The organism is Paradesulfitobacterium aromaticivorans (genome assembly GCF_054657415.1).
The window spans coordinates 113,022-135,054 of sequence record NZ_BAAHYT010000008.1 but is presented as its reverse complement, the minus strand read 5'-3'; the positions used below and the strand labels follow the sequence as shown (position 1 = coordinate 135,054).

The following is a 22,033-nucleotide window of genomic DNA, read 5'->3' as shown; positions in this document are numbered from 1 at the left end:
AGGTTGGTCATTGTTTAGGAGGGTCTGCTACAGATGGAGGTTAGGTTCAGAAGTGATAACCCCACAGAGACGCTTGAACTGGGGCGGAGACTGGGGAGATTCCTGCTTGGCGGGGATGTGGTGTTACTAAAGGGAGACTTGGGTGCAGGGAAAACCGCCTTGGCTCAGGGAATTGGACAGGGGCTTGGGGTCACGGAAGGGTTGACTAGCCCCACTTTTACCCTGATTCAGGAATATCCTGTCAGTAAGGGCCAGCTGGCCCTGGTGCACATGGATCTTTACCGGCTGCGCCATCCCGAAGAAGCGGAAGTGATCGGGGTGGAAGACCACTTTCAGCAGGATAAGATTTGTGTGATAGAATGGCCGGAGGTGGCGGCGGATCTGCTCCCTGATGATGCTCTGGTTGTCGAGCTTAAGGGGAGCGGGGATGAGCCGCGCCGGATTTTAATGAATTCCTCTGATTCTGGGTGGGCAGAGCGGCTAAATACCTTAGCGGAGCCGTCTTTAGGGCTGATGCATAGTAAGCAACAGTACTTAGGGGGATATGATGAAATACCTCACTCTTGATACGACCACTAAGGTTACCGCTTTAGCTTTGGCTGAGGATGGGCACTTGGTGGCGGAAGGCTTTTTACATACAAGCAAGACCCACTCAGAGCGCCTGATTCCCATGTTGGACCAGCTTGTGCATGCTGCTGCCTGGGAATTGGCAGATTTAGACCTGATTGGAGTTGTAAAGGGGCCAGGCTCATTTACCGGGATCAGGATTGGGATTGCGACCGCTCAGGGTTTGGCGCAGGTTTTGGAGATTCCCCTCGTCGGGATACTTTCGCTGGAAGCCTTGGCTTGGGCCGGGTACGGACGGGCAGCAGAAGTTATCCCTATCCTCGATGCGCGTAAGAACGAGTGGTACACAGCGCGCTACCGCTGGCATGCGGACAAAGCGCAGCCTGAATGTTTAACTGAACCGCGGGCTGTCAACCCTCTAGCTTGGTTAAATGAGCTCAAGGGGCTGGGCGGGCCGTTCCTCTTTGCCGGGGATGCAGCGGGCAAGGCTCAGAGCCTAATTCAGGAAATCCTGGGTGTTAAGGCTTCTGTACTCCCGGAGTATGAAAGCCTGCCGCGGGGAGCTTACGCTGCTCAAGCTGTCTGGCACAAGTGGCAGGAACAGGGGGAAGGGGAAAAAATCGAGCCCTTTTATATCCGCTTGTCCGAAGCGGAAGTTAACTTGCGTAAAAAAGAGGAGGCTTGGAGGAGACAGGAAGGATGATCAGTTCTAATCATACCCAAGACCGCTCTGCGTACCCTTATAGTCAAGCAATTGTCCGCCCCATGACAGGAGCGGATTTGGATAAGGTAATGCACATCGAACACTCTTCTTTTACCACTCCTTGGTCACAGCAGGCCTTCGTAGCCGAGCTGCGGGATAACGAATATGCCCGTTATTTTTGTCTGGAGCTTGAGGGCAGAATAATCGGCTACATGGGGCTCTGGATTATTCTTGATGAAGGGCACATCACTAATGTGGCGATAGAACCACAGTACCGTAGCCAGGGCTGGGGAAAACACCTCATGCGTTCAGTGATTAGAAATGTGCTCGCCGAAGGAGTTGAGCGCATGACCCTGGAGGTGCGCGTTTCGAACTTGGAAGCGCGGAGGCTGTACGACCTTCTGGGTTTTAAGGAAGCCGGGGTACGCAAAGGGTATTACTCAGATACCCGGGAGGACGCTCTCATCATGTGGCTGGAATTGTCATAAAAGTATTAAATTTGCAAACGGCGGGTGGAGCATGAACGATATTTACATATTGGGCATAGAGACGAGCTGTGATGAGACTTCGGCTGCGGTGGTGCGCAACGGTCGGGAGATTCTTAGCCACATCATTTCCTCCCAGGTGCGGACACATCAGAAATACGGGGGTGTAGTGCCTGAGATAGCCTCGCGCGAACACAGTCTTCATTTTGAGCCGGTAGTGCAAACCGCTCTCAAAGAAGCCGGGCTGGGGTTTGAAGGGTTTGACGGAATTGCCGTAACTTATGGACCGGGCTTGGTGGGCTCGCTACTGGTCGGAGTGGCAGGGGCTAAAGCAATGGCTTATGCCGCGCGCGTTCCTTTACTGGGAATCAACCATCTTGAAGGGCATGTTTATGCGAATTTCCTGGAGGCTCCAGAGCTTAAGTTTCCTTTATTAGCTTTACTGGTATCGGGCGGGCACACTAATCTGATCTTATTTCAGGGGCATGGGGATTTTAAAGTACTTGGCCGCACGCGTGATGACGCTGCAGGTGAGGCTTTGGACAAAGTGGCGCGGGCACTGGGACTCGGTTATCCGGGCGGCCCTCAGATACAGCAAGCGGCTGCAGGGGGAAATCCAAGAGCTTTTGAGTTCCCGCGGGCAATGCTCGAACCACAGAGCCTTGACTTTTCCTTTAGCGGGATGAAGTCAGCTGTGCTTAACACGCTCAATTCTGCACGCATGAAAGGGGTAACGCTTGAGATTCCAGAGCTGGCAGCTTCTTTCCAGCAGGCGATAGTTGACGTGTTGGTAAGGAAAACTCTCATGGCGTTAGCACAGATGCCGGTAAAAACCGTTGTTTTGGCCGGAGGCGTCGCGGCTAATGCTCTGCTGCGTCAAACCCTGAAAGAAGAACTGGACAAGCGGGAAGTTTGCCTCGTTTATCCTAAACCCCTGCTCTGTACGGATAACGGTGCCATGATAGCCGCTGCTGGGTATTACCGCTACCTAAGGGGGGATTTTGCCCCTTGGACGCTCAACGCCGTGCCCGGGCTTGGTTTGGCATAAAGTTTCATGTTGAATCCTGTCGAATTGTGAAGGGGTTCGCCCCAACATTTGTTCTGTGGATATTCTGTTCTGTGGATAATGTGGATAACTTTGTGAATAACTATGGAATGCGGGTTTGCGCTTTTCCTCCCTTTGGGGATAAAAAGTATATAGTTACCCACAGTTCCTGTGGATAATGTGGATAAGTGTGTACTTCATGCTTGAAATCAAGGAGGTTTATGGGGATAAGTTATGAATATCTTGACCGAACAGCAAAGCGGCTTCGCATAATCCAGTATTTTTTATAGAGTAATACATTCCATTGAGTTTTCCTTTGTATAATTGAAGTATAAAGCAGGAATAAACTAGAAAGTAGCGAATAAGAACAAGGCAATACTAAGTGAAAAAGTCAACAAGCGCTGGAGGTGGAAGTATGGGCTCAGATCACAAGCAAAAGTCGATGCCTACAATGCTTAAAATGCTAATTACGATGCTTTCTATGGGGATTTTAATGGGGATAATCTTCCCGTTATTTGCAAAACTGTTTGTTGACATTAAGAATGGAAGAGCCGCATTGTTTGTATTCAGCTGCTTAATTGCAGGTCTGATTCTGGGCATCATGAATTATTTTATTGCCCGCAGTGTGCTTTATAATCCAATTCAGCGCATGACTGAGAAAGTAAAGGAACTGTCAGAGGGAGATCTTACGGTTAAGATTGGCCTTCAGGGTCAGGACATAATCGGCCAACTTGCCCATTCAATTGAAGTACTTGCTGAAAATTTTACGGAGCTGGTGAAAGATACACAAAATGCAGCACAGGAAGTTGAAATGATCAGCGAACAAGTGCGGGAGGCTACGCTCACGAGTGAGGAGGCAACCGATCATGCCTTGGAGATTTCGCACCAGTATGCCGGTAATGCCAAGCAGCAACTGGGCTCAGTTGAGGAAGTAAGCCAGGTTATGGGCAAAATGAGCAAAGGGCTGGCATTAGCGGAGGAACTGGTAAATACAGCCGCTGCTTCAGCAGTGCAGTTTGCGGGCACAGCGAGCCAGGGGCACGGCTTAATTGAACAGCTTAACTCCGGCATGCAGCATATGCAAACAGAGGTAAATAATGCGCAAAATGTCGTGCTCGAACTGGAAAAACATTCTCATAAAATTAGCGGAATTGTGCGTTTGATTCAGGACATTTCCGGCCAGACGAATTTGCTGGCCCTCAACGCTTCCATCGAAGCGGCCCGGGCCGGGCAAGCAGGGCAGGGGTTCAGGGTGGTCGCTGAAGAAGTCAAAAAGCTGTCTGAGGCTTCTGCTTCAGCGGCTAAACAAATTGAAAATTTAGTGCATACGATGCAAGCCGGGGTGGGTGCAGCCGTAAAATCAACCCAGGAAAGTGTGGCAACCTTGGAAGCAGAAGGGTTGTCAATGGTAGAAGCACGCGCAGTCTTTACCCAGATTGAGGCTGCGGCGCGGGAATTAAAAAACAGCATGAGTTCCGCTAAGAATGAACTGCAGTCAGCCACCCAAGGAGCAGACAATGTGACCCAGGCTATGAAAATCTTGAGTGATCTCAGCGAAAATTCCACTAGCTGTGCCCTCCAGGTAGGGAGTATGGTTGAGCAGCAGGTAGCGGAACTTAAGACTCTGGAAGAACAGGCAGATGCTTTAAATGAATCAGTGCGCATCATGACCGCTCATCTGGAAAGTATTAGATTAAACTAAGTTAATACAACAAACAGATTCTTGCCAATCGACAACTTGAAATTAACTAAAAATACATCTTACAAAAATAAATTTTAATTGTTATAATAGAGAAGGAAATTGATTTCAGATCAAAAATATTTAGTGGAGTTCGATCACGGACTCCTTTTTTACGCGGTTTTAAGAGGTGAGTGAAGAGAGTGTGGGTCTTGTTTAGCTGCCTAGCCGGCGGTGTAATCTTGGGCTGGCAGAGATGGCTGCCCGCCAGGATTCTGGCCTTAAGCAGTAAGGGTATGACATTGAGCGTAATGGTTCTGCTCTTAAGCATGGGAATTCGCTTAGGTGCGGACAGAGAGACGTTATCTCAGCTAGGGAACTACGGCTTGCAGGCTTTGATATTTGCCGCAGGTTCAGTAGCTGCCAGTCTGGCTTTGGTGCTAAGTCTTGAATTTCTTTTAGCAAGGCGGAGGACATCGCTGAGCGAACAAGGGAGCAATGGAGCTCAAGCTCATCCTTACAGAATGACGGTACTCATTCTGAGTGCTTTCGGAATCGGAGTGATTTTAGGACGCTTTGTTTTTCCGGGCGTGCGCACAGAGCATTTAAGTATAGCTACAATGATAGCGCTGAATTTTACTTTGGTCACAGTCGGGCTTGATCTCGGTCTTAATAAAGAAATATGGCGGCAAATAATCCGCCTAGGCTGGCAAGTGTTTCTGGCTCCGATTGGGGTAGCTGTCGGAAGTGTGGCCGCCGGCATGGCCATCGGTAAGGTTCTGGGCTGGAGCTGGCTGGAAGGAGGAGCAGTAGGGGCTGGGTTTGGCTGGTACTCTCTCTCCGGCGTGTTAATTACGCAAATACATTCTGTTTCTTTAGGTACAATCGCTTTTTTGAGTAATGTTGTGCGCGAGCTTTTGGCCATTATCCTGATTCCGTGGCTCAGCCGCCGGGTGGGCATGCTTGCTCTGGTTGCACCGGGAGGAGCCACGACCATGGATACAACCTTGCCTTTGCTGGCAGCGGTGGGTCCACCGGGAGTGGCTGTAGTTGCTTTAGTGAATGGGATTTGTTTATCTGCTTTAGTGCCGATCATTGTGCCTTTGCTGCTAGGCTAAGCGTAGCGCACATCGCACAGATTTTTTGGTTTGTAAAAGAAGGAATTTACAGGTATTGCTCGAATATTTTATATGTTAGGCTATTTTTGCGCCCTTTTTTAAGCTAGTTCAGGCTATATTTACTACTCCGGATTCACACTCGCTTCATTTGCCAAGCCTGTTACAATTAATACAGAGGGGAGGGAGTAGGATGCCTGCGGTAAGTTCCCCGCTTATGGATGAAAAACGCCAAGTGCGCAAGTTGGTGTTAGGGCGGAGGGCAGCACTGAGCGCGGAGGAGCATGCCCTGAAGAGCGACAGGATTACGGCCAAGATTTTGACTTTGCCGGAATATCAGAAGGCGAAAACGGTTATGCTTTTCCTTAATTTTCGCGATGAAGTGGAGACAACCGGCCTTGCTCTAGAAAGCTTGGCTCTTAAGAAAAAACTGATATTGCCCCGCTGCGGACCGCAAGGGATACTCATCCCTGCTATTGTAAGAGATATGGAGCAAGACATTGAACCCGGGATGTGGGGTATCCGTGAACCGAAGAAAGACGCACTGGTTGAGGCAGATCCCGCTGAGATAGATTTCGTGCTCGTGCCGGGGGCTGCTTTTGATATGAGCGGCAACCGCTTGGGTTACGGCGCGGGTTATTATGACCGTTTCTTTAAGCGTCTGCGGCTAGGGGTGCCGCGGATGGCGGTGGCTTTTTCCTGTCAGATACTGCCTCAGATTCCTGTGGAGGAGCATGATCAGAAGATGACCGCCCTCGTAACGGAGGATGCGGTTCACCGCTTCTAGAAGCCCGGCTAGTTAGTGCATTAAGCGGAGTTCAATAGTTTAGAAGGAGAAACTGGGGTTTATTAGTTCGAGCACTAATTCGGAGTTCGATGATTCCGAGTGCTGATAAAACAGACATACTTCAGGTGGATTGTTCCAACTGGAGCGCAGTTGAACTAAAAAAATATTTAAGGAGGAGGGAGTTCGAGTGAGTGCAGTTCACGAAGATTTAGTAGATCCGAAACAAGTTAAACTTGAGGAACTGCTAGATCGGTATAAAACGCAAAAAGGAGCTTTGATCCCTGTGCTGCAGCAGGCACAGGACATCTACGGTTATTTGCCGGCCGATGTGCTTAAGCAAATCAGCAAAGCACTCCGCCTGCCACTGGCCAAAGTTTACGGAGTTGTGACCTTTTACGCCCAATTCCGCTTGCATCCAATGGGAAGAAATGTCGTGCGCGTATGTCTAGGTACTGCTTGCCACGTCCGCGGTGGAGGCAAGGTTCTGGAAACCATCGGCAAAGAGTTGAAGATTGAAGATGGCGGCACCACTGAAGATGGCCGTTATACTTTGGAAATAGTGGCTTGCATTGGTGCCTGCGGTTTGGCTCCGGTATTTTCCGTGAACAATGTTGTGCACGGAAAGATGACCCCGGAAAAGGTCGCCAAGGTCTTAGCTAAATACGAGTAAGGGGGGAGAAGTATGAAGTCACTGTTAGATCCTTGTTGCGAGCGCTGTACGCACACCGCAGAAACCCCTTGCAAAGATTATGTGCGCTGTCTGACCGAAGGACCGCTTTGCCATGATGATGAGAACTGCAAAGCGGAAAGGCAACGTCTGCTTGCCGAGATTAAAACCGAGAAAACTTCGGACAAGAAAGCGATTCTCTTTTGTACGGGTACGGGGTGCGCTTCTTCCGGCGCACATAGTCTTATCGACATTATGGATGGAGAGTTAAAGAAACATGGCCTTGATCATACCATTTCTACGAGGCCGACAGGATGCCACGGTTTCTGTGAACAGGGCCCAATTGTGATTGTAGAGCCTGATCAGACTTTCTATACCCATGTTACGCCGGAGGATATTCCGGAGATTGTGGAGACAGACCTGATCCAAGGGGAGCGGGTAGACCGCCTGCTCTATGTTGATCCGACCAATGACCAGCGAGCTACCACGTATAACAACACTCCTTTTTATGCGAAGCAAGACAGGATTATTCTGCATAACTGCGGGCATATCAATCCGGAGCGGATCGAAGAGTATTTCGCCCAGGACGGCTACAAAGGATTTGCCAAGGCGATTCAGGAAATGCAGCCGGATGAGGTGATTGAAGAAGTTAAGAAATCAGGCTTGCGTGGCCGCGGCGGTGCCGGTTTCCCGACCGGGCTCAAATGGAGTTTTGCTCGCCAAGCTGAAGGTGATAAAAAATACGTTATCTGTAACGCAGACGAAGGGGACCCTGGCGCGTTCATGGACCGCAGTGTGCTTGAGGGGGATCCGCACTCTGTCATTGAAGGGATGCTTATCGGCGCCTTTGCTATTGGCGCTGACGAAGGATATATCTATTGCAGGGCTGAATACCCGCTCGCTATCAAACGCCTCGAAATAGCGATTAAACAGGCGGAAGAAGTAGGGCTTCTCGGCGACAATATTCTTAATTCTGGTTTCAGCTTTAACCTTCATGTTAAAGCAGGAGCGGGAGCGTTCGTGTGTGGTGAGGAAACCGCCCTCATGGCTTCCATCGAAGGAAACCGCGGCATGCCAAAGGTGCGTCCGCCGTTCCCTGCCCAAAAAGGCCTGTGGGGGAAACCGACTAATAATAATAACGTGGAAACCTGGTCCAATGTTCCTCATATTCTCCGCCATGGGGCAGACTGGTACTCTCAGTACGGTACGGACAAGAGCAAGGGCACGAAGATTTTCGCCTTAACGGGCAAGCTCAACAATACCGGCTTAGTAGAAGTGCCGATGGGGATGAGCCTGCGTGAGATTATTTTTGACATCGGTGGCGGTGTGCAAAACGGCAAGAAATTCAAGGCCGTGCAAATCGGGGGTCCGTCCGGGGGGTGTATTCCAGAAAATATGCTTGATCTGCAGGTAGACTTTGACACTCTGATTCAAGCAGGGGCAATGGTCGGTTCCGGGGGCTTAGTCGTCATGGACGAAGACACCTGTATGGTGGACATCGCCCGTTTCTTCCTGAACTTTACCCAGAAAGAATCCTGCGGCAAATGTACTCCCTGCCGCGAAGGGACCAAACGGATGTTGGAAATTCTGACTCGGATCACTAAAGGGGAAGGCAAGGAAGAAGACCTCGATACTCTGGAGAATCTGGCGCATGTTGTCAAAAATACATCGCTGTGCGGGCTTGGACAAACAGCGCCCAACCCGATCTTGGGGACACTTAAATATTTCCGCCATGAGTACGAGGCTCACATTTATGACAAACAATGTCCGGCCCATGCCTGCTCAGCTCTTCTCAGCTACAGCATCGATGAGGAGAAATGCAAGAAATGCGGCCTTTGTGCCCGTAGCTGTCCGGTTAGCTGCATCAGCGGCGATAAGAACACACCTTATAAGATCGATACTGAAGCTTGTATTAAGTGTGGAACTTGCTTAGACAAGTGTAAATTTGGAGCAGTGGTAAGAGCTTAATTGAAAGGAGTGTGAGAGAAGTGGAATGGATCACCTTGACCATCGACGGGCGCGCAGTCAGTGTCCCCAAAGGGACGACTGTCTTAGACGCCTGCCGCATGAATGATATCCCGATTCCCACTTTATGTCATGACCCGGAACTTACTCCCGTCGGTTCCTGCCGCTTGTGTGTGGTAGAGATCGAAGGAATGCGCAACCTCCCTCCTTCCTGCGTGACCCAGGCTACGCAAGGAATGGTTGTGAGTACGCAAAATCAGAAAATACGTCAGGCGCGTAAAACAATTCTCGAATTACTGGTGGCTAATCACCCACTTGATTGCATGACCTGCCAGAAGATGGGAGATTGCGCTTTAGCCCAATATGCGTATGACTATGAAGTTACCGGCAGTGTCTTCCAAGGAGAGAAACGTCAGCTTCCGCTCGATGACAGCAATCCTTTTATCCTGCGTGATCCGAACAAGTGTGTCCTCTGCGGCAAATGTGTAAGGGCATGCGAAGAAGTGCAGGGACGGAGTGTGCTTGACTTCTCTTTCCGCGGGTTTAATACTCAAGTCGGCCCGGCTTTTAATGTTCCGTACAGTGAATCCGAGTGCGTTTTTTGCGGCTCCTGTGTTGCGGTGTGCCCGGTTGGCGCCTTGACGGAAAAGGAAATGAACGGGAAAGGCCGTCCCTGGGAAGTTGAAAAAGTACAGACAACCTGTCCGTTCTGTGGCACCGGCTGTAACTTTGACTTAAACGTCAAAGACGGGAAAGTGATCGGGGTCACCTCCAATCCGGAAGCTCCGGTGAATGGCCGCCACCTGTGTGTGAAAGGGCGCTTCGGCATCGACATGGTCCACAGCCCCAATCGCATTACCGAACCTTTAATTAAAAAGGACGGCGAGTTCGTACCCGCTACCTGGGACGAAGCCTTGGACTTAGTTGCTTCAAAACTTAGCGCAACCAAGGAAAATTACGGGCCGGATGCGATTGCAGTCTTAAGTTCAGCCCGTTGTACCAATGAAGAAAACTTCTTGATGCAAAAATTAACGCGCGCGGTGATCGGAACCAATAATATTGATCACTGCGCCCGGACCTGACACGCTCCCACTGTGGCCGGTCTGGCCACCACATTCGGGTCAGGTGCAATGACCAACTCCATCAACGAAATTCCCGATTCCAAAGTATTGTTCGTTGTCGGTTCCAATGCCACTGAGGCTCATCCGATTATCGGGGCCAAAATGAAACAAGCGCTTGCCCGCGGAGCCAAGCTGGTCGTAGTTGACCCGCGCAAGATTGAACTGGCGGAGAAAGCGGACCTCTGGCTGCGCCTGCGTCCAGGTACCGATATTCCTCTCATCAACGGGATTATGAACATCATTCTGGCTAACGGCTGGGAAGACAAAGCGTTCATCGCTGAGCGCACGGAAGAATTTGAGAAGTTCAAAGAGAACCTTCAAAAATTCCCGCCGGAAGTTGTCAGCAAAATCACCGGAGTGCCGGTAGAGCAGATGGTGGAAGCTGCACGCATTTATGCGACGGCAGAGAGGGCTCAGATCTTCTACACCCTCGGCATCACCGAGCATACCCACGGCACAGACAACGTTATGACCCTGGCCAACCTGTCCATGCTTACCGGCAATATTGGCAAGGAAAACTCCGGGGTTAACCCCTTGCGCGGGCAGAACAATGTGCAAGGTGCCTGCGACATGGGTGCTTTGCCAAATGTTTACCCCGGCTATCTGAACGTCACCAGCGCTGCTGCCCGCGTGAAGTTCGAGGAAGCGTGGGAGCGGCCTTTGAGTGAGAAGCTGGGCTTTACGATTCCGGATATGTTCGAAGCTGCGGCCAAGAAAGAACTCAAGGCTATGTATATCATGGGTGAAGACCCAGTGCTTACGGACGCTGATGCCAACCATGTGCGCCATGCCTTAGAGTCCCTCGATTTCTTGGTGGTGCAGGACATCTTCCTGTCTGAGACTGCCAAACTGGCTGACGTCATTCTACCAGGAGCCAGCTTTGCTGAAAAGACCGGAACCTTTACCAACACCGAGCGCCGCGTGCAAATGGTCAACAAGGCGATTGAAGCGATTGGCAATTCCAAGGCTGACTGGGAGATCATCTGTGCTATCGCTAACCGCTTAGGTTATGCTTTCAACTATGAAAGTCCGGAAGCTGTGATGAAGGAAGTTGCTGCCCTCACGCCGCAATACGCGGGCATCACGCATGAACGCCTCGGCAACAAAGGGCTGCAATGGCCGGTGCCGACTGCGGAGCATCCCGGAACCAAGTTCTTGCATGAAGGGAAATTCTCGCGCGGCAAAGGTCTCTTTATGGTCATCGACTACAAACTGCCTGATGAGCTGCCGGATGAAGAATATCCGCTTCTCTTAAGCAGCGGGCGCAAGCTTTCACATTACAACGTGATGACCCGCAACTCTAAATCTCTGGAGAGCTATGCGCCGGAGGAACTGGCCGAACTTAATCCTGAGGATGCGAAGCGTCTGGGGATTGAGGACGGAGAAAAGGTCAAAGTAGCCTCCCGCCGCGGCGAGCTTGAGACGAAGGTTAAAGTCACGGATCGCGTGCTGCCCGGCATGCTCTGGATGACTCTCCACTACAAAGAGTCTCCGACCAATGTGCTTACGAATGCTGCCTATGACCCCATAACCAAGACGTATGAATACAAAGTCTGTGGTGTCAAAGTCAGCAAAATTGGGTAAAGGTCATATGGCATCCAAAATCTAAAATAACAAACATTTAAGGGCTGAAGAGCTTAGTATGGTTCTTCAGCCCTTTTTCCTTTCAACGATTTGAGGGCAAAGTTTTCTGAGAACATAATTATGCGCAAATTATTCCATACTATAAGAGGCTCGCAAAGCTTAAATCATCTTCCAAGGAGGGGTTTTCCATGACTGTCCAGCAAGACCTGCAAAAAGCAGTTGCCAGCGCTCAAGCTGCCCTGGGGACATATTCAATGTTCTCACAATCGACTCAAGACCAATCAGCCAAGCAAATGTTTCAGGATATGTCTAAGGATATGCAGCGTCATATAGACATGCTCAACAGTCGCTTGAACTATGTGACGGACAACAATAATATGAACAAGCCAATGAACTAAAAAAATTAAGAAGCAGTATCAGCAAAATGCTAGATACTGCTTCTTAATTCCAGAAGGCAAGATTATCTGCAAATTATCCAAAAAGAACGATACAACTTTATCAATAATCAAATTTTTTTGAATACGACAAATTTACAGAAGGAGTTTTGGAAAGCTCTGCCGAAATCCTTGGTTCAGATGAAGACATCTTTGTACTGCTGCGATAGGTTGGTGTTTCGAGTTGTGTAAGCAGAAACTGTGGCAAACCGTCCGGCAAAAACTCTTTCCCATGGCAATTACTAAGAGAGTTTATGTTGCAATGCTGGCCTTGATCATAGCGCCCATGCTTATTCTGGCCGTGGTTGTTCCGTTTGAATCGTGGGCGTCCCGCAAAGACCACCTTAGTGAAGAACTATATGATGTTTCATTTAACTTGGTGCAGAAGCTGCCCGGGTCTTTTAATGATATCCTCGCCCGGGAGGGTGCGTTGGACAAGCCGTCAGCAGAAAAGGTGAAAGTGCTTAATAAAGCTCTTCAGCCCATCGTCAATGAATTTAGTTCGATTCAGCCTCATATGAGCCTTGGGTACTATTCGATAGAGCTTGACAGTATCGTGGCTATTGGCCCTGAATTTAAGGAATCCTTGCTTAAACCGATTCCACACGATTATCCCTATTTCAGTGTCTATGAAAGCGGCAAGCCTGAACTAAAGTACAGCAGCCGTTCTGTCTTCTGGGGGGAACCGATTCTTAACCAAACCTATCCTATCTTTGACCATGGTGTGATAGTCGGGCATGCTTGGACTAACTATAAAATGTATGACGCTATCGAAGAAATGCTGATCGAGGTCCGCGATATTTTCATAATTGGCGCTCTGATTTTGCTCGCAGGTATTTTCCAGGCTTGGAGAGTGTTCCGGCAATTGCGCGCAGCTCTAAAAACTTTTGCTGAACGCACCGTAGACAATCGTATTTCCACTTTACATGGGGACTTTCCGGAATTGAATACCATTCTGGAAATGGTACAGGCACATCATGAGGAGCTAATTACGCTTAATAGCCACCTTCAGGAAGAAATCGGTGTGCGCCAGCAGGCGGAGGTGGAACTTTTTCAAATTAACCGTGAGATGAGTGCTATCCTGGAAAGTATCTCCGAAGCTTTTTTTGCTCTCGACTCTGACTGGCGTTTTACCTATGTCAACCATGAGGCTGAAATTCTCCTGGGAGGTACAAGAGACGAGCTTGTGGGTAAAGTCATCTGGGAGATACCGGGGCATGAAGGCATGCAGAAGAAATTTCAACAGGCAGTAGAGCAGAAAACTCCCTTGCATTATGAGGACTATGGGGAGAGCTCACACAAATGGTTAGAGATTCATATCTACCCAGCGCAAGAAGGACTCTCCGTTTTCCTGCGCGATGTGACCGACCGCAGGCTTGCTAATGAGGCTTTACGCGCATCGGAACAAAGGTTTTTCAAAGCTTTTCATTCGAGTCCCAGTCTGATGCTAATTGTTAATTTAGAAGACGGCCAGATCATTGATGCTAATCAGAGTTTCTTCTCGTTTACAGGGTATGCGCGTGCGGAAGTTATTAAGGATGCGCAAAGTTTAAGATATTGTGATATCTTTGATCAATGCTATGCCCTTAAGGAACAAGGGGATGAGGTCAATGCCATACATAATTCCGAGGTTAAGTTCCATACCAAAGACGATCAGGAGCGCTTTGGCTTGGCTGCCACCGAAAAAATAGAGATTAGCGGCAAGAAGTACCTCCTGGTGGCAATCATTGACATTACTGAACGTAAACATTTTGAAAAAGAAATGCTGCATTACGAGCGCCTGAGCCTGGTCGGGCAAATGGCTGCAGGGATAGGGCATGAAATTCGCAACCCCATGACAACGGTGCGCGGCTTTTTGCAGATGCTTTCGGCGAAAGAAGATCTGGAAAAATACAAAGAATATTTTAATTTGATGATTGAAGAACTCGACCGCACTAATTCTATTATCTCAGAATTCCTGTCTTTGGGCCGCAACCGTCCGGTGGAGCTGAAAATACAAAATTTAAACGCCATCATTTCCGCGCTCGCGCCTTTGATCGAAGCAGATGCTCTGAGCGGAGGGAAATCTCTTTATCTCAGGCTTGACATCGTCCCTGAGCTTTTGCTCAGTGAGAAAGAAATTAGGCAGATCGTGCTCAACTTGGCGCGCAACGCTTTGGAAGCGATGGGACCTGGAGGAGTATTAGGAATTAAGACCTTTCGCATGGGGGATGAAGTTGTGCTCGCGGTCGAGGACAATGGGCCGGGTATTCCGCTGGATGTCCTGACTAAAATCGGAACTCCCTTTTTTACGACCAAAGATCAAGGAACCGGGCTGGGCTTGGCTGTATGCTACAGTATCGCTGCCCGCCATCAGGCAAAGATTGCGGTTGAAAGCTCACCAGGCCGTACGGTGTTTTCAGTGAAGTTTGCGCTGATGCAGGGTAAAGAGAATTAATACGATTACAGGAGCGAGAGCAAGAGAACTAAGTACGCTTTCAGGAGCAGAGGCTGTGGCTAGGCTACAGCTTTTATTGTTTACTCATGTCGTTTTCACGCTCTTTAAGTCTAAATGGATCTTATTATAATATTAAACAATTTTTAATAACTAAAAGCTGAGACTTTAGTCCTAGAGGAAAAAACTCAGGGATGCAGAAAATTAGGAATTAACTGTCTGCATTAATGAGGGTGATAAGATGTTTGTCAGACTAAGAAGAAAGCTTTTTCCTATGCAAATCACCAAGCTCGTCTATATATGGATGATGGTGCTTATTATTGGGCCGGTTATATTTTTAGCGGTATTGCTTCCGGCTGCTTCAGCGCAAATGATCTTGGTGGCAGGGATTTTGACGCTGGCCCTGTCCACTTACTTTTCCTGGCGTGTTTTTAACCGCCTGGGTGCAGGATTGAGGACTTTTGCCGAGGCCTTGACCCAGAACGACCCGGAGCCTATCCGCGGGCTTCTGCCGGAGCTTGACCCCGTGCTAGACGTTGTTAAAAAGCGGGCTCAGGAGTTAATTAGGGCCAACGCCCGTTTTTATAAAGCATTTTGTGCCAGCCCGAGTATCATGTGTATCGTTGATTTTGACCATGGGTTTTTTCTGGATGTTAATGCGAGCTTTGTAGCTGCCACCGGATACAAGCGAGCTGAGGTTCTGGGCCAGAGTTATAGCGAACTTAAGATCTGGCCGACCGCAGAAGACCTAACCACGTTAGAACGAAAGGTTTTGCATGAAGGAAAACTGCGCAATTATGAGCTATCTTTTCTTACGAAAGAAGGCCTTATCCGTATTGCGCTTATCTCAACCGAGTTAATAGAGCTTGATGGGCAAGACTGTTTATTGGTGGTAGGGTCGGACATTACGAAACATAAAAAGTTTGAAATAGAGATGCTGCGCTTTGACCGCCTTAATCTGGTGGGGGAGATGGCTGCCGGGATCAGTCATGAGATCAGGAATCCCTTGACCACTGTGCGCGGTTTCCTGCAAATGCTGAGTGTCAAAGGGGAGTGTGCAGCGTATAAAGATTATTACACCCTGATGATTGAGGAATTGGATCGCGCGAACTCTATTATTACAGAATTCTTGTCCCTGGGACGAAATAAAAACGAAAAGTTTGAAGAGCAAGACTTAAACGGAATTGTCAAAGCCTTGAATCCGCTTATCGAAGCAAATGCCGTTGCCGAAGAAAAATCAGTGGTACTGGACCTGGATGAAATACCCAAGCTATTGCTCAATGAGAAAGAAATTAGGCAAGTGATACTTAATCTGGCCCGCAATGGTTTGGAGGCTATGGGCAGCGGCGGGACTCTCACGATCCGGACTTTGCTTGAAGCGGATGAAGTGATCTTGGATGTTGAGGATGAGGGAACAGGTATAGTCCCTGAAGTTCTGGCCAAACTGGGAACCCCCTTCCTCACGACTAAGGAGCAAGGGACAGGCTTAGGGCTGGCGGTGTGCTACAGTATCGCGGACAGGCACAACGCCCGGATTAGCGTGGACAGCGGAACACAGGGGACAGCTTTTAAAGTAAGGTTCAAGCTGCTCTGAAAACCAGGCTGTGCATTTTCAGCTTGCTGAGGGTGTCTCGAGAGTGGGATGGAGGACAGATCTTGAAAACATGCTGGGTGGATAGCGTGACAGTATTTCGGGAATGTGATAAGCTGAAGCGGGGAAAACTCTAGCGTGGGAGATGAAAAGATTTGCAAGAGGAAGTCGTAATGTATGTAGTTCCTATCTGACCGCACTGTGCTCGCGCAAAGCGGTTCCTTACGGGTAAAGGAATTAAATTCACGGAAAAAAATATTCTGTTTTCCAAGGCGCGCAAAGAGATGCAGGAATGGACAGATGTCATGACTGTGCCGGTGACGCGCGTGGGGAAAAAGGTACTGATCGGTTTTGGGCAGAGGGAATATGAGGAGGCGTTCCAAGATTACCATGGCTAAGGAAGCGGAGAGCCGGCTGCAGGCAACCGGCATTCTTCTGGCCGGCGGCAAGAACTCGCGCATGAAAAAGAACAAAGCCTTCCTCGAACTGGAAGGGAAACCGTTAGTGGCAAGAAGTTTACAAGTGCTAAAGGGGATTTTCACTGAAGTTTTGCTGAGTAGCAATGAGCCCGAACTCTATGAACAATACGGGGTTAAAGTGGTGCCAGATCTAATGCCTGATCAAGGCCCGATCGGAGGTTTGCAGGCCGGGCTTAGGGCAGCTTCGTATGAGACCAGCTTTTTTGTAGCCTGTGATATGCCCTTTCTCGACAGTGGGCTTATCCGTTTCCTCAGCCGTTGGGCGAAGGAGTATGATGTGGTGGTGCCAAAGGCAGGCGGAGGGCATAACCCTCTGCATGCTTTTTATGGCCGCACCTGTCTCCCTTTTATTGAAGAAAATATTAGGGTCGGGCACCTTAAGATTATAGATTTTTATCCTCAGTGTAAGGTTAGGTATGTAGGGGAAGAGGAGTTGGCTGCAGCTGGGGGGATGTCCAGTGGAAGGGAAGTGTCTGCAGCAGAGCGTTTGACGCGCGCTTTCCTCAATGTGAACACCCCGGAAGAGTGGGATAGGCTTGTGCGGGGCACAGCCACCAATTTATAATGAACGCGTGCTGATACGCTCGGGGGCGGTATAGATGTTGAGGCGGTCTCCCCTGGCAAAGCCGATGACCGTTATATTGAGGTCACGGGCCAAATTTAAGGCCAGGTCGGTCGGAGCAGAACGAGCGATTAAAATCGGAATATTCATTTTGGCCACTTTCAGCAGGATCTCCGAGGAGATGCGCCCGCTAAAAAAGATGACATGGTCTTTGAGGTTGAGCCCGGCCCGAAAAGCACTGCCGAATAGCTTGTCAAAGACGTTGTGGCGGCCAATATCATAGCTTGTGAGCAGGATTTCCCCAGCGCGGGCAATTCCGCCGCTGTGAATTCCGCCGGTGGCCTGGAACAGAGGCAGGTGTTCCTGCAGGTGATTAGCATAGGTATAAGCTTCAGGGAGTGTAATCTGCATATTCGAAGTTTGGGGCTTAACTAAGCGGGCATCGTTGGCAAAGTAAAAAGAGGCGCGGCTTTTGCCGCAGCAGGCTGAGAGAAAACGTTTGCTCATTAATTCTTTCTGAAGAGGGCGGGCTTTGCCCTCGACCCAGATTAGGTTTTCTTCAGGTTCGTAGCGCAGGGAGTAAAGATCCTCCTGCTTTTTGATAAACCCTTCAGTGAGCAGGAAGCCGAGCGTAAGTTCTTCAATTTGCGCCGGGGAGCAGAGCAAAGTTACGATTTCTTCTTCATTAAAATAAACTGTTAAGGGAATTTCAGAGACGACGATATCACTAGTGGCTGTAACTAACTGTCCCTGCGCTTTGAGTATGGCAAAACTTTTGGTTTCATTCATGTAACTAATATGTCCTCCTCTCTGGCTTAGATAATACCTATAACAAATAATTCTTATTCTTAGAAAAACTTTTTAAAAAAAATACTCCGTAACAATAAATATAAGAATCCTTGCTAATGCATATAGAAAAAAAACCAAGCCTATATTATAATAAACTAAAAGAAGTGTTATATCAAGCAAATGTGAGAATTATCTGTATTATTTCGTACTCATAAAGTTTGAGATTTAATTAGCGTTTAAAAAAGGGATTCAGGGTTGTTTAACGAATAAATAGCATGAAAAGCCAAATAAACTCCGAAACTGGATAACCTAAAGCTGCGGCTATGGTGACCAGGCAAGTGCCTCATGAAGCGGGCGCTCGGGTATGACCGGAAACGGTGATATCTCCTGATTGGAAAGGAGTCTGTACAATAACGGACAGTTGTCCGCGGTTATTTGCAGACCGCGGATATTTTATTTTAGAAACGAGGGTTAGTATGCAGGATCAATTCAAAAGGCAAATTGAATATCTCCGGATCTCGGTCACGGATCGCTGCAACCTGCGCTGCCGGTACTGCATGCCGGAAGAAGGGGTTAATTGGATTTCCCACGATTCTATTCTTTCGTTTGAAGAAATTTTGCGTCTGATAAACATCAGTACCCGCTTCGGCTTTCGGCGTTTCCGTATTACCGGAGGGGAGCCTTTAGTGCGCAAGGGGATTCTCTCATTTTTAGAGCAAGCATCCCAGATCCCTGGCGTGGATGATCTAATGCTTACGACGAATGGGATTTTACTGGCTGAGCACGCTTTTGACCTGAAACGAGCAGGGGTGCAGCGGGTAAATGTCAGTTTGGATACACTGGACCCCATGCGTTTTCGGCATATTACCAGGGGCGGGGATGTGCACCAAGTGTTGCAAGGAGTTTTTCGCTCCCTCGAAGCCGGACTTGATCCGGTGAAGTTGAATGTCGTAGTATCACGGAGTCAAAACCTTGAAGAACTGCTTAAGCTTACAGAGCTGGCACGCACTTATCCGCTCCATGTACGTTTTATTGAACTGATGCCGATTGGGGCTTCCGACCGGGATGAATTTGTTCCGATTGCGGAAATGCAGGAAATTTTGGGAATCCAGGAGGTGCTGGCTACCGAAGATGTCCAGGGCGGAGGCCCGGCAGAATATTACCGCCCGCCTGAGTTTAAGGGCACAATAGGGTTTATCAGCGCTTTGAGCAGGCACTTCTGCCATACCTGCAACAGAGTGCGCTTGACGGCGGACGGCAAACTCAGGCCTTGCCTGCATAGCAGTTTCGAAGTGGATTTGCGTCAAGCTTTGCGCAGTGCTGCCAGTGATACGGAAATTGGGGATTTGTTTGCTAAGGGTGTTTGGCTGAAACCAGCTGAACATCATATGAATGACGAGGAATGGCAGGACCAACGCCTTATGTCCCAGATCGGAGGTTGAGACATGGAATTGACCCATTTTGATGAAGAAGGGCGCGCGCGCATGGTTGACGTGAGTGCCAAGGACGAGACGGCACGGGTGGCGGTAGCCCGCGGACGGGTTGAGATGAAGCCTGAGACCATGAGGCTGATCAAAGAAGGGGAGATTGCCAAGGGAGATGTCCTGGGGGTTGCCCAAGTGGCGGGAATTATGGCTGCGAAACAAACCTCAGCTTTAATTCCGATGTGCCACCCCTTAAACATTACCAGTGCCAAATTAAACTTTTATTTAGAAGGGCCCTGTACGGTCGAGATCGAAGCGATTGTCAAAGTTGCCGGGAAAACCGGGGTGGAGATGGAAGCTCTGACTGCAGTGAGCGTGGCCGCTTTAACAATTTACGATATGTGTAAAGCAGTCGATAAGACGATGACAATCAAAGATATCTATTTAGCGGAAAAATCCGGAGGAAAAAGCGGACACTTTATCAGGGAAGAAAACATGCCTCAGATGTGACAGAAAACAGGCAAGTTGCCTTGCAGAGCGAACCGTCCGAGCAGAGGAGCGTCGTGAGCGGGCAAGGCAGCTTGCCCGGAGTATACATGTATGAAAGGATGAATCTAATGGGAAAAATAGTGGCTGTATGTACGAGTGAAAGGAAAGGCACCCGTAAGAAAAACGTAGAAGCAGGGGTGCTGAAAATTAATTTCGGAATCGAAGGGGATGCGCACGGAGGAGACTGGCACCGTCAGGTAAGCCTGCTGGCCTTGGAAAGCATTAAGAAGATGCAGGAGAAAGGGCTTGACGTGCATCCGGGGGATTTTGCTGAGAATTTAACCACGGAAGATATTGATTTAGTAAGCCTGCCGGTGGGGACGAAGCTAAAAATTGGGGAGAGTAGCCTGGGGGAGGTAACTCAAATCGGTAAAGAATGCCACAATAAATGTGCTATTTACTACCAGGCCGGAGATTGCGTAATGCCCAAGGAGGGTATTTTCATAAAAGTTCTCACAGGCGGACCGGTACACGTAGGAGATAAAATCGAGGTGGTTTCCTAATGTTCCGCGTGGGTATCATTACTGCCAGTGACAAGGGGTCGCGCGGGGAGAGAGAGGACTTGTCCGGCCCGGCTTTACGCGAATTGGTGCGCGAGATCGAAGGGGAAGTCGTGGAATATGAGGTTTTGCCTGACGACCGGGAGTTGATCGCCGAGACGCTGAGACGCTGGGCTGATGAACTGCAGTTGGATTTGATCCTGACCACCGGCGGAACAGGATTTTCCCAGCGTGATGTTACCCCGGAGGCAACTTTGGCAATAGCGGAACGGAATGTCCCCGGTATCGCAGAGGTAATGCGTGCTGAGAGTCTTAAAGCCACGCCCAAGGCGATGCTGAGCAGGGCGGTGGCAGTTATAAGGAAATATACCTTGATCATTAACATGCCCGGAAGCCCGAAAGCTGTGCGGGAATGTTGGCAGGCGGTCTCTCCTGCGCTTACCCATGGAATTGAGATCCTCAAAGGGGAAGCAAGCGAGTGTGGGACGCCGACAGCTTAAAGGACATGACCTGGATTTCTGAGAGGATGAGGCCGCTACGGCCTCTTTTCCGTATTCTGATGCATGGGCTCAACTAATGTTGCTTGGCCTGTCACTCCTGTCCATTTCCAGCGTACACTATACTAGACAAGCAGGAAACGGGGTGAAAGAGTGAAAACCATTGCGTTTGTCGATTACGAAAACATCTGGACCGGCATGCAGGAACGAGGGTACAAACTGGCACCTGAATTGCTCGTGCAGGCTTTGCAGCAGTATGCCCAGCGGACGGGCAAGGACTTATTGGCTATTTATCTCTTTGCCAATTTTGATCGGGAGGAGTTCTGGCGCACCCAGACCACCTTCGAAAAAACGAATGTATTCACCAGACATGTGTATGGAAAAAACAATTACTCAAATACAGATTTGCGCCGTAATGCAGCAGATTTGGAGCTTATGCTTGAGGCTCTGGAGATTTTGCTGACACGGCCCTCTACGGTAGATGTCTTTGTATTATTAAGCGGGGATGGGGATTTCCTGCCTTTGATCAGGAAGATCCGGGCCTGGGGGAAAGAGGTTAGGGTTATCGGAGTGGATGGCAGTGTTCACCATTCCCTGCAGCCCTATTGCGAAAGTACGGGGATTGTCACCGAAATGCTCAGCTTTGGTTCGGATGAAGAATATCACCCGGAAGCTGACATGGAGCAGGCACTTGGGACCCTAGCGCAAATACAAATGCGCCTGCCTTATGTTGCTTCTACCAAGGCCCGCACCGCCCTGAGTGAGCGCCTGGCGCGGCCGGTAACCCAGGTTAAAGAGCTTATCCGCTATGCTTTACGTGAAAAAATTCTAATTGAACGTGAGCATTCTGATCCTAGTCTCCGTATCGGCAGGACGAAGATTTACCTTCTTAATATCGAGCATCCTGTAGTGCAGGCCAACCTCGGACCTCTGATCGAGGAAATAAGAGAACGGTACGCGAGGCTTGAACAATAACATTACGCTATCATAGGGAAAATAACGGAGCTGTTCCAAGGAAGATTTGGAACAGCTTTGCTGTGTGCCTCTTAACTTGCCG

General features: G+C 49.2%; 20 protein-coding genes, 1 pseudogene and 1 riboswitch. Of the genes and pseudogenes, 20 read left to right on the top strand and 1 reads right to left on the bottom strand.

From position 1 onward, the window contains the following. Positions 1-33 precede the first annotated feature (33 nt). The 15 genes and pseudogenes from tsaE (at position 34) to mobA (ending at position 17,220) form a co-directional block, all read left to right on the top strand. Entirely contained in the window at positions 34-567 is a 534-nt protein-coding gene (gene tsaE, locus ACYQ2N_RS03000) for a tRNA (adenosine(37)-N6)-threonylcarbamoyltransferase complex ATPase subunit type 1 TsaE (protein ID WP_459997442.1), read from the top strand. Continuing rightward, positions 548-1,270, top strand: coding sequence for a tRNA (adenosine(37)-N6)-threonylcarbamoyltransferase complex dimerization subunit type 1 TsaB (gene tsaB / locus ACYQ2N_RS02995; protein WP_459997441.1), 723 nt, complete (start codon positions 548-550; stop codon positions 1,268-1,270). Before tsaE ends, tsaB begins: the two co-directional genes overlap by 20 nt. Beyond that, entirely contained in the window at positions 1,267-1,758 is a 492-nt protein-coding gene (gene rimI, locus ACYQ2N_RS02990; protein ID WP_459997440.1) for a ribosomal protein S18-alanine N-acetyltransferase, read from the top strand. The genes tsaB and rimI overlap by 4 nt, the downstream gene beginning before the upstream one ends. A gap of 31 nt (positions 1,759-1,789) precedes the next feature. Continuing rightward, entirely contained in the window at positions 1,790-2,803 is a 1,014-nt protein-coding gene (gene tsaD / locus ACYQ2N_RS02985; protein ID WP_459997439.1) for a tRNA (adenosine(37)-N6)-threonylcarbamoyltransferase complex transferase subunit TsaD, read from the top strand. A 412-nt stretch (positions 2,804-3,215) separates the two neighbouring features. Further along, entirely contained in the window at positions 3,216-4,502 is a 1,287-nt protein-coding gene (locus ACYQ2N_RS02980; protein ID WP_459997438.1) for a methyl-accepting chemotaxis protein, read from the top strand. 179 nt (positions 4,503-4,681) lie between these two features. Continuing rightward, the gene (locus ACYQ2N_RS02975) at positions 4,682-5,596 is read left to right on the top strand and encodes a LysO family transporter (protein ID WP_459997437.1); all 915 of its coding nucleotides are present in this window, start codon (positions 4,682-4,684) and stop codon (positions 5,594-5,596) included. 190 nt (positions 5,597-5,786) lie between these two features. Further along, entirely contained in the window at positions 5,787-6,380 is a 594-nt protein-coding gene (locus ACYQ2N_RS02970; protein ID WP_459997436.1) for a 5-formyltetrahydrofolate cyclo-ligase, read from the top strand. A 187-nt stretch (positions 6,381-6,567) separates the two neighbouring features. Continuing rightward, positions 6,568-7,050 carry an NADH-quinone oxidoreductase subunit NuoE gene (gene nuoE, locus ACYQ2N_RS02965; RefSeq protein WP_459997435.1) on the top strand — a complete coding sequence of 161 codons (483 nt, stop codon included), beginning with the start codon at positions 6,568-6,570 and terminating at the stop codon, positions 7,048-7,050. 12 nt (positions 7,051-7,062) lie between these two features. Next, positions 7,063-9,015, top strand: coding sequence for an NADH-quinone oxidoreductase subunit NuoF (gene nuoF / locus ACYQ2N_RS02960; protein ID WP_459997434.1), 1,953 nt, complete (start codon positions 7,063-7,065; stop codon positions 9,013-9,015). 20 nt (positions 9,016-9,035) lie between these two features. Next, on the top strand, positions 9,036-11,717 hold the full coding sequence (gene fdhF / locus ACYQ2N_RS02955; protein ID WP_459997433.1) for a formate dehydrogenase subunit alpha: 2,682 nt from the start codon (positions 9,036-9,038) through the stop codon (positions 11,715-11,717). Between the two features lie 188 nt (positions 11,718-11,905). Continuing rightward, the gene (locus ACYQ2N_RS02950) at positions 11,906-12,115 is read left to right on the top strand and encodes a DUF1657 domain-containing protein (RefSeq protein WP_459997432.1); all 210 of its coding nucleotides are present in this window, start codon (positions 11,906-11,908) and stop codon (positions 12,113-12,115) included. A gap of 220 nt (positions 12,116-12,335) precedes the next feature. After that, positions 12,336-14,588 carry a PAS domain S-box protein gene (locus ACYQ2N_RS02945; protein WP_459997431.1) on the top strand — a complete coding sequence of 751 codons (2,253 nt, stop codon included), beginning with the start codon at positions 12,336-12,338 and terminating at the stop codon, positions 14,586-14,588. A 238-nt stretch (positions 14,589-14,826) separates the two neighbouring features. After that, complete coding sequence (locus ACYQ2N_RS02940; RefSeq protein WP_459997430.1) at positions 14,827-16,179, top strand: ATP-binding protein; 1,353 nt, start codon at positions 14,827-14,829, stop codon at positions 16,177-16,179. A 203-nt stretch (positions 16,180-16,382) separates the two neighbouring features. Beyond that, a pseudogene (locus ACYQ2N_RS02935) lies at positions 16,383-16,574 on the top strand (glutaredoxin family protein); the annotation flags it as partial. Next, the gene (gene mobA, locus ACYQ2N_RS02930; RefSeq protein ID WP_459997429.1) at positions 16,567-17,220 is read left to right on the top strand and encodes a molybdenum cofactor guanylyltransferase; all 654 of its coding nucleotides are present in this window, start codon (positions 16,567-16,569) and stop codon (positions 17,218-17,220) included. The pseudogene ACYQ2N_RS02935 and the gene mobA, both read left to right, overlap by 8 nt. On the opposite strand, the gene fdhD is transcribed toward mobA, so the two are convergent. Next, entirely contained in the window at positions 17,215-18,006 is a 792-nt protein-coding gene (fdhD, locus tag ACYQ2N_RS02925; RefSeq protein ID WP_459997428.1) for a formate dehydrogenase accessory sulfurtransferase FdhD, read from the bottom strand. The genes mobA and fdhD overlap by 6 nt on opposite strands. A gap of 280 nt (positions 18,007-18,286) precedes the next feature. Then, positions 18,287-18,424: riboswitch (molybdenum cofactor riboswitch) on the top strand. 58 nt (positions 18,425-18,482) lie between these two features. Here fdhD and moaA point away from each other — a divergent pair. The 5 genes from moaA to ACYQ2N_RS02900 all read left to right on the top strand — a co-directional run bounded on the left by moaA (position 18,483) and on the right by ACYQ2N_RS02900 (position 21,951). Then, positions 18,483-19,448 (top strand): GTP 3',8-cyclase MoaA, encoded by a 966-nt coding sequence (gene moaA, locus ACYQ2N_RS02920; RefSeq protein WP_459997427.1) that lies wholly within the window; start codon positions 18,483-18,485, stop codon positions 19,446-19,448. A 3-nt stretch (positions 19,449-19,451) separates the two neighbouring features. After that, entirely contained in the window at positions 19,452-19,940 is a 489-nt protein-coding gene (gene moaC, locus ACYQ2N_RS02915) for a cyclic pyranopterin monophosphate synthase MoaC (protein WP_459997426.1), read from the top strand. Between the two features lie 107 nt (positions 19,941-20,047). Beyond that, the gene (locus ACYQ2N_RS02910) at positions 20,048-20,482 is read left to right on the top strand and encodes an MOSC domain-containing protein (RefSeq protein WP_459997758.1); all 435 of its coding nucleotides are present in this window, start codon (positions 20,048-20,050) and stop codon (positions 20,480-20,482) included. Next, positions 20,482-20,979, top strand: a complete 498-nt coding sequence (gene mog, locus ACYQ2N_RS02905; protein ID WP_459997425.1) for a molybdopterin adenylyltransferase — start codon at positions 20,482-20,484, stop codon at positions 20,977-20,979. Before ACYQ2N_RS02910 ends, mog begins: the two co-directional genes overlap by 1 nt. A 150-nt stretch (positions 20,980-21,129) precedes the next feature. Beyond that, positions 21,130-21,951, top strand: a complete 822-nt coding sequence (locus ACYQ2N_RS02900; RefSeq protein ID WP_459997424.1) for an NYN domain-containing protein — start codon at positions 21,130-21,132, stop codon at positions 21,949-21,951. Positions 21,952-22,033 lie beyond the last annotated feature (82 nt).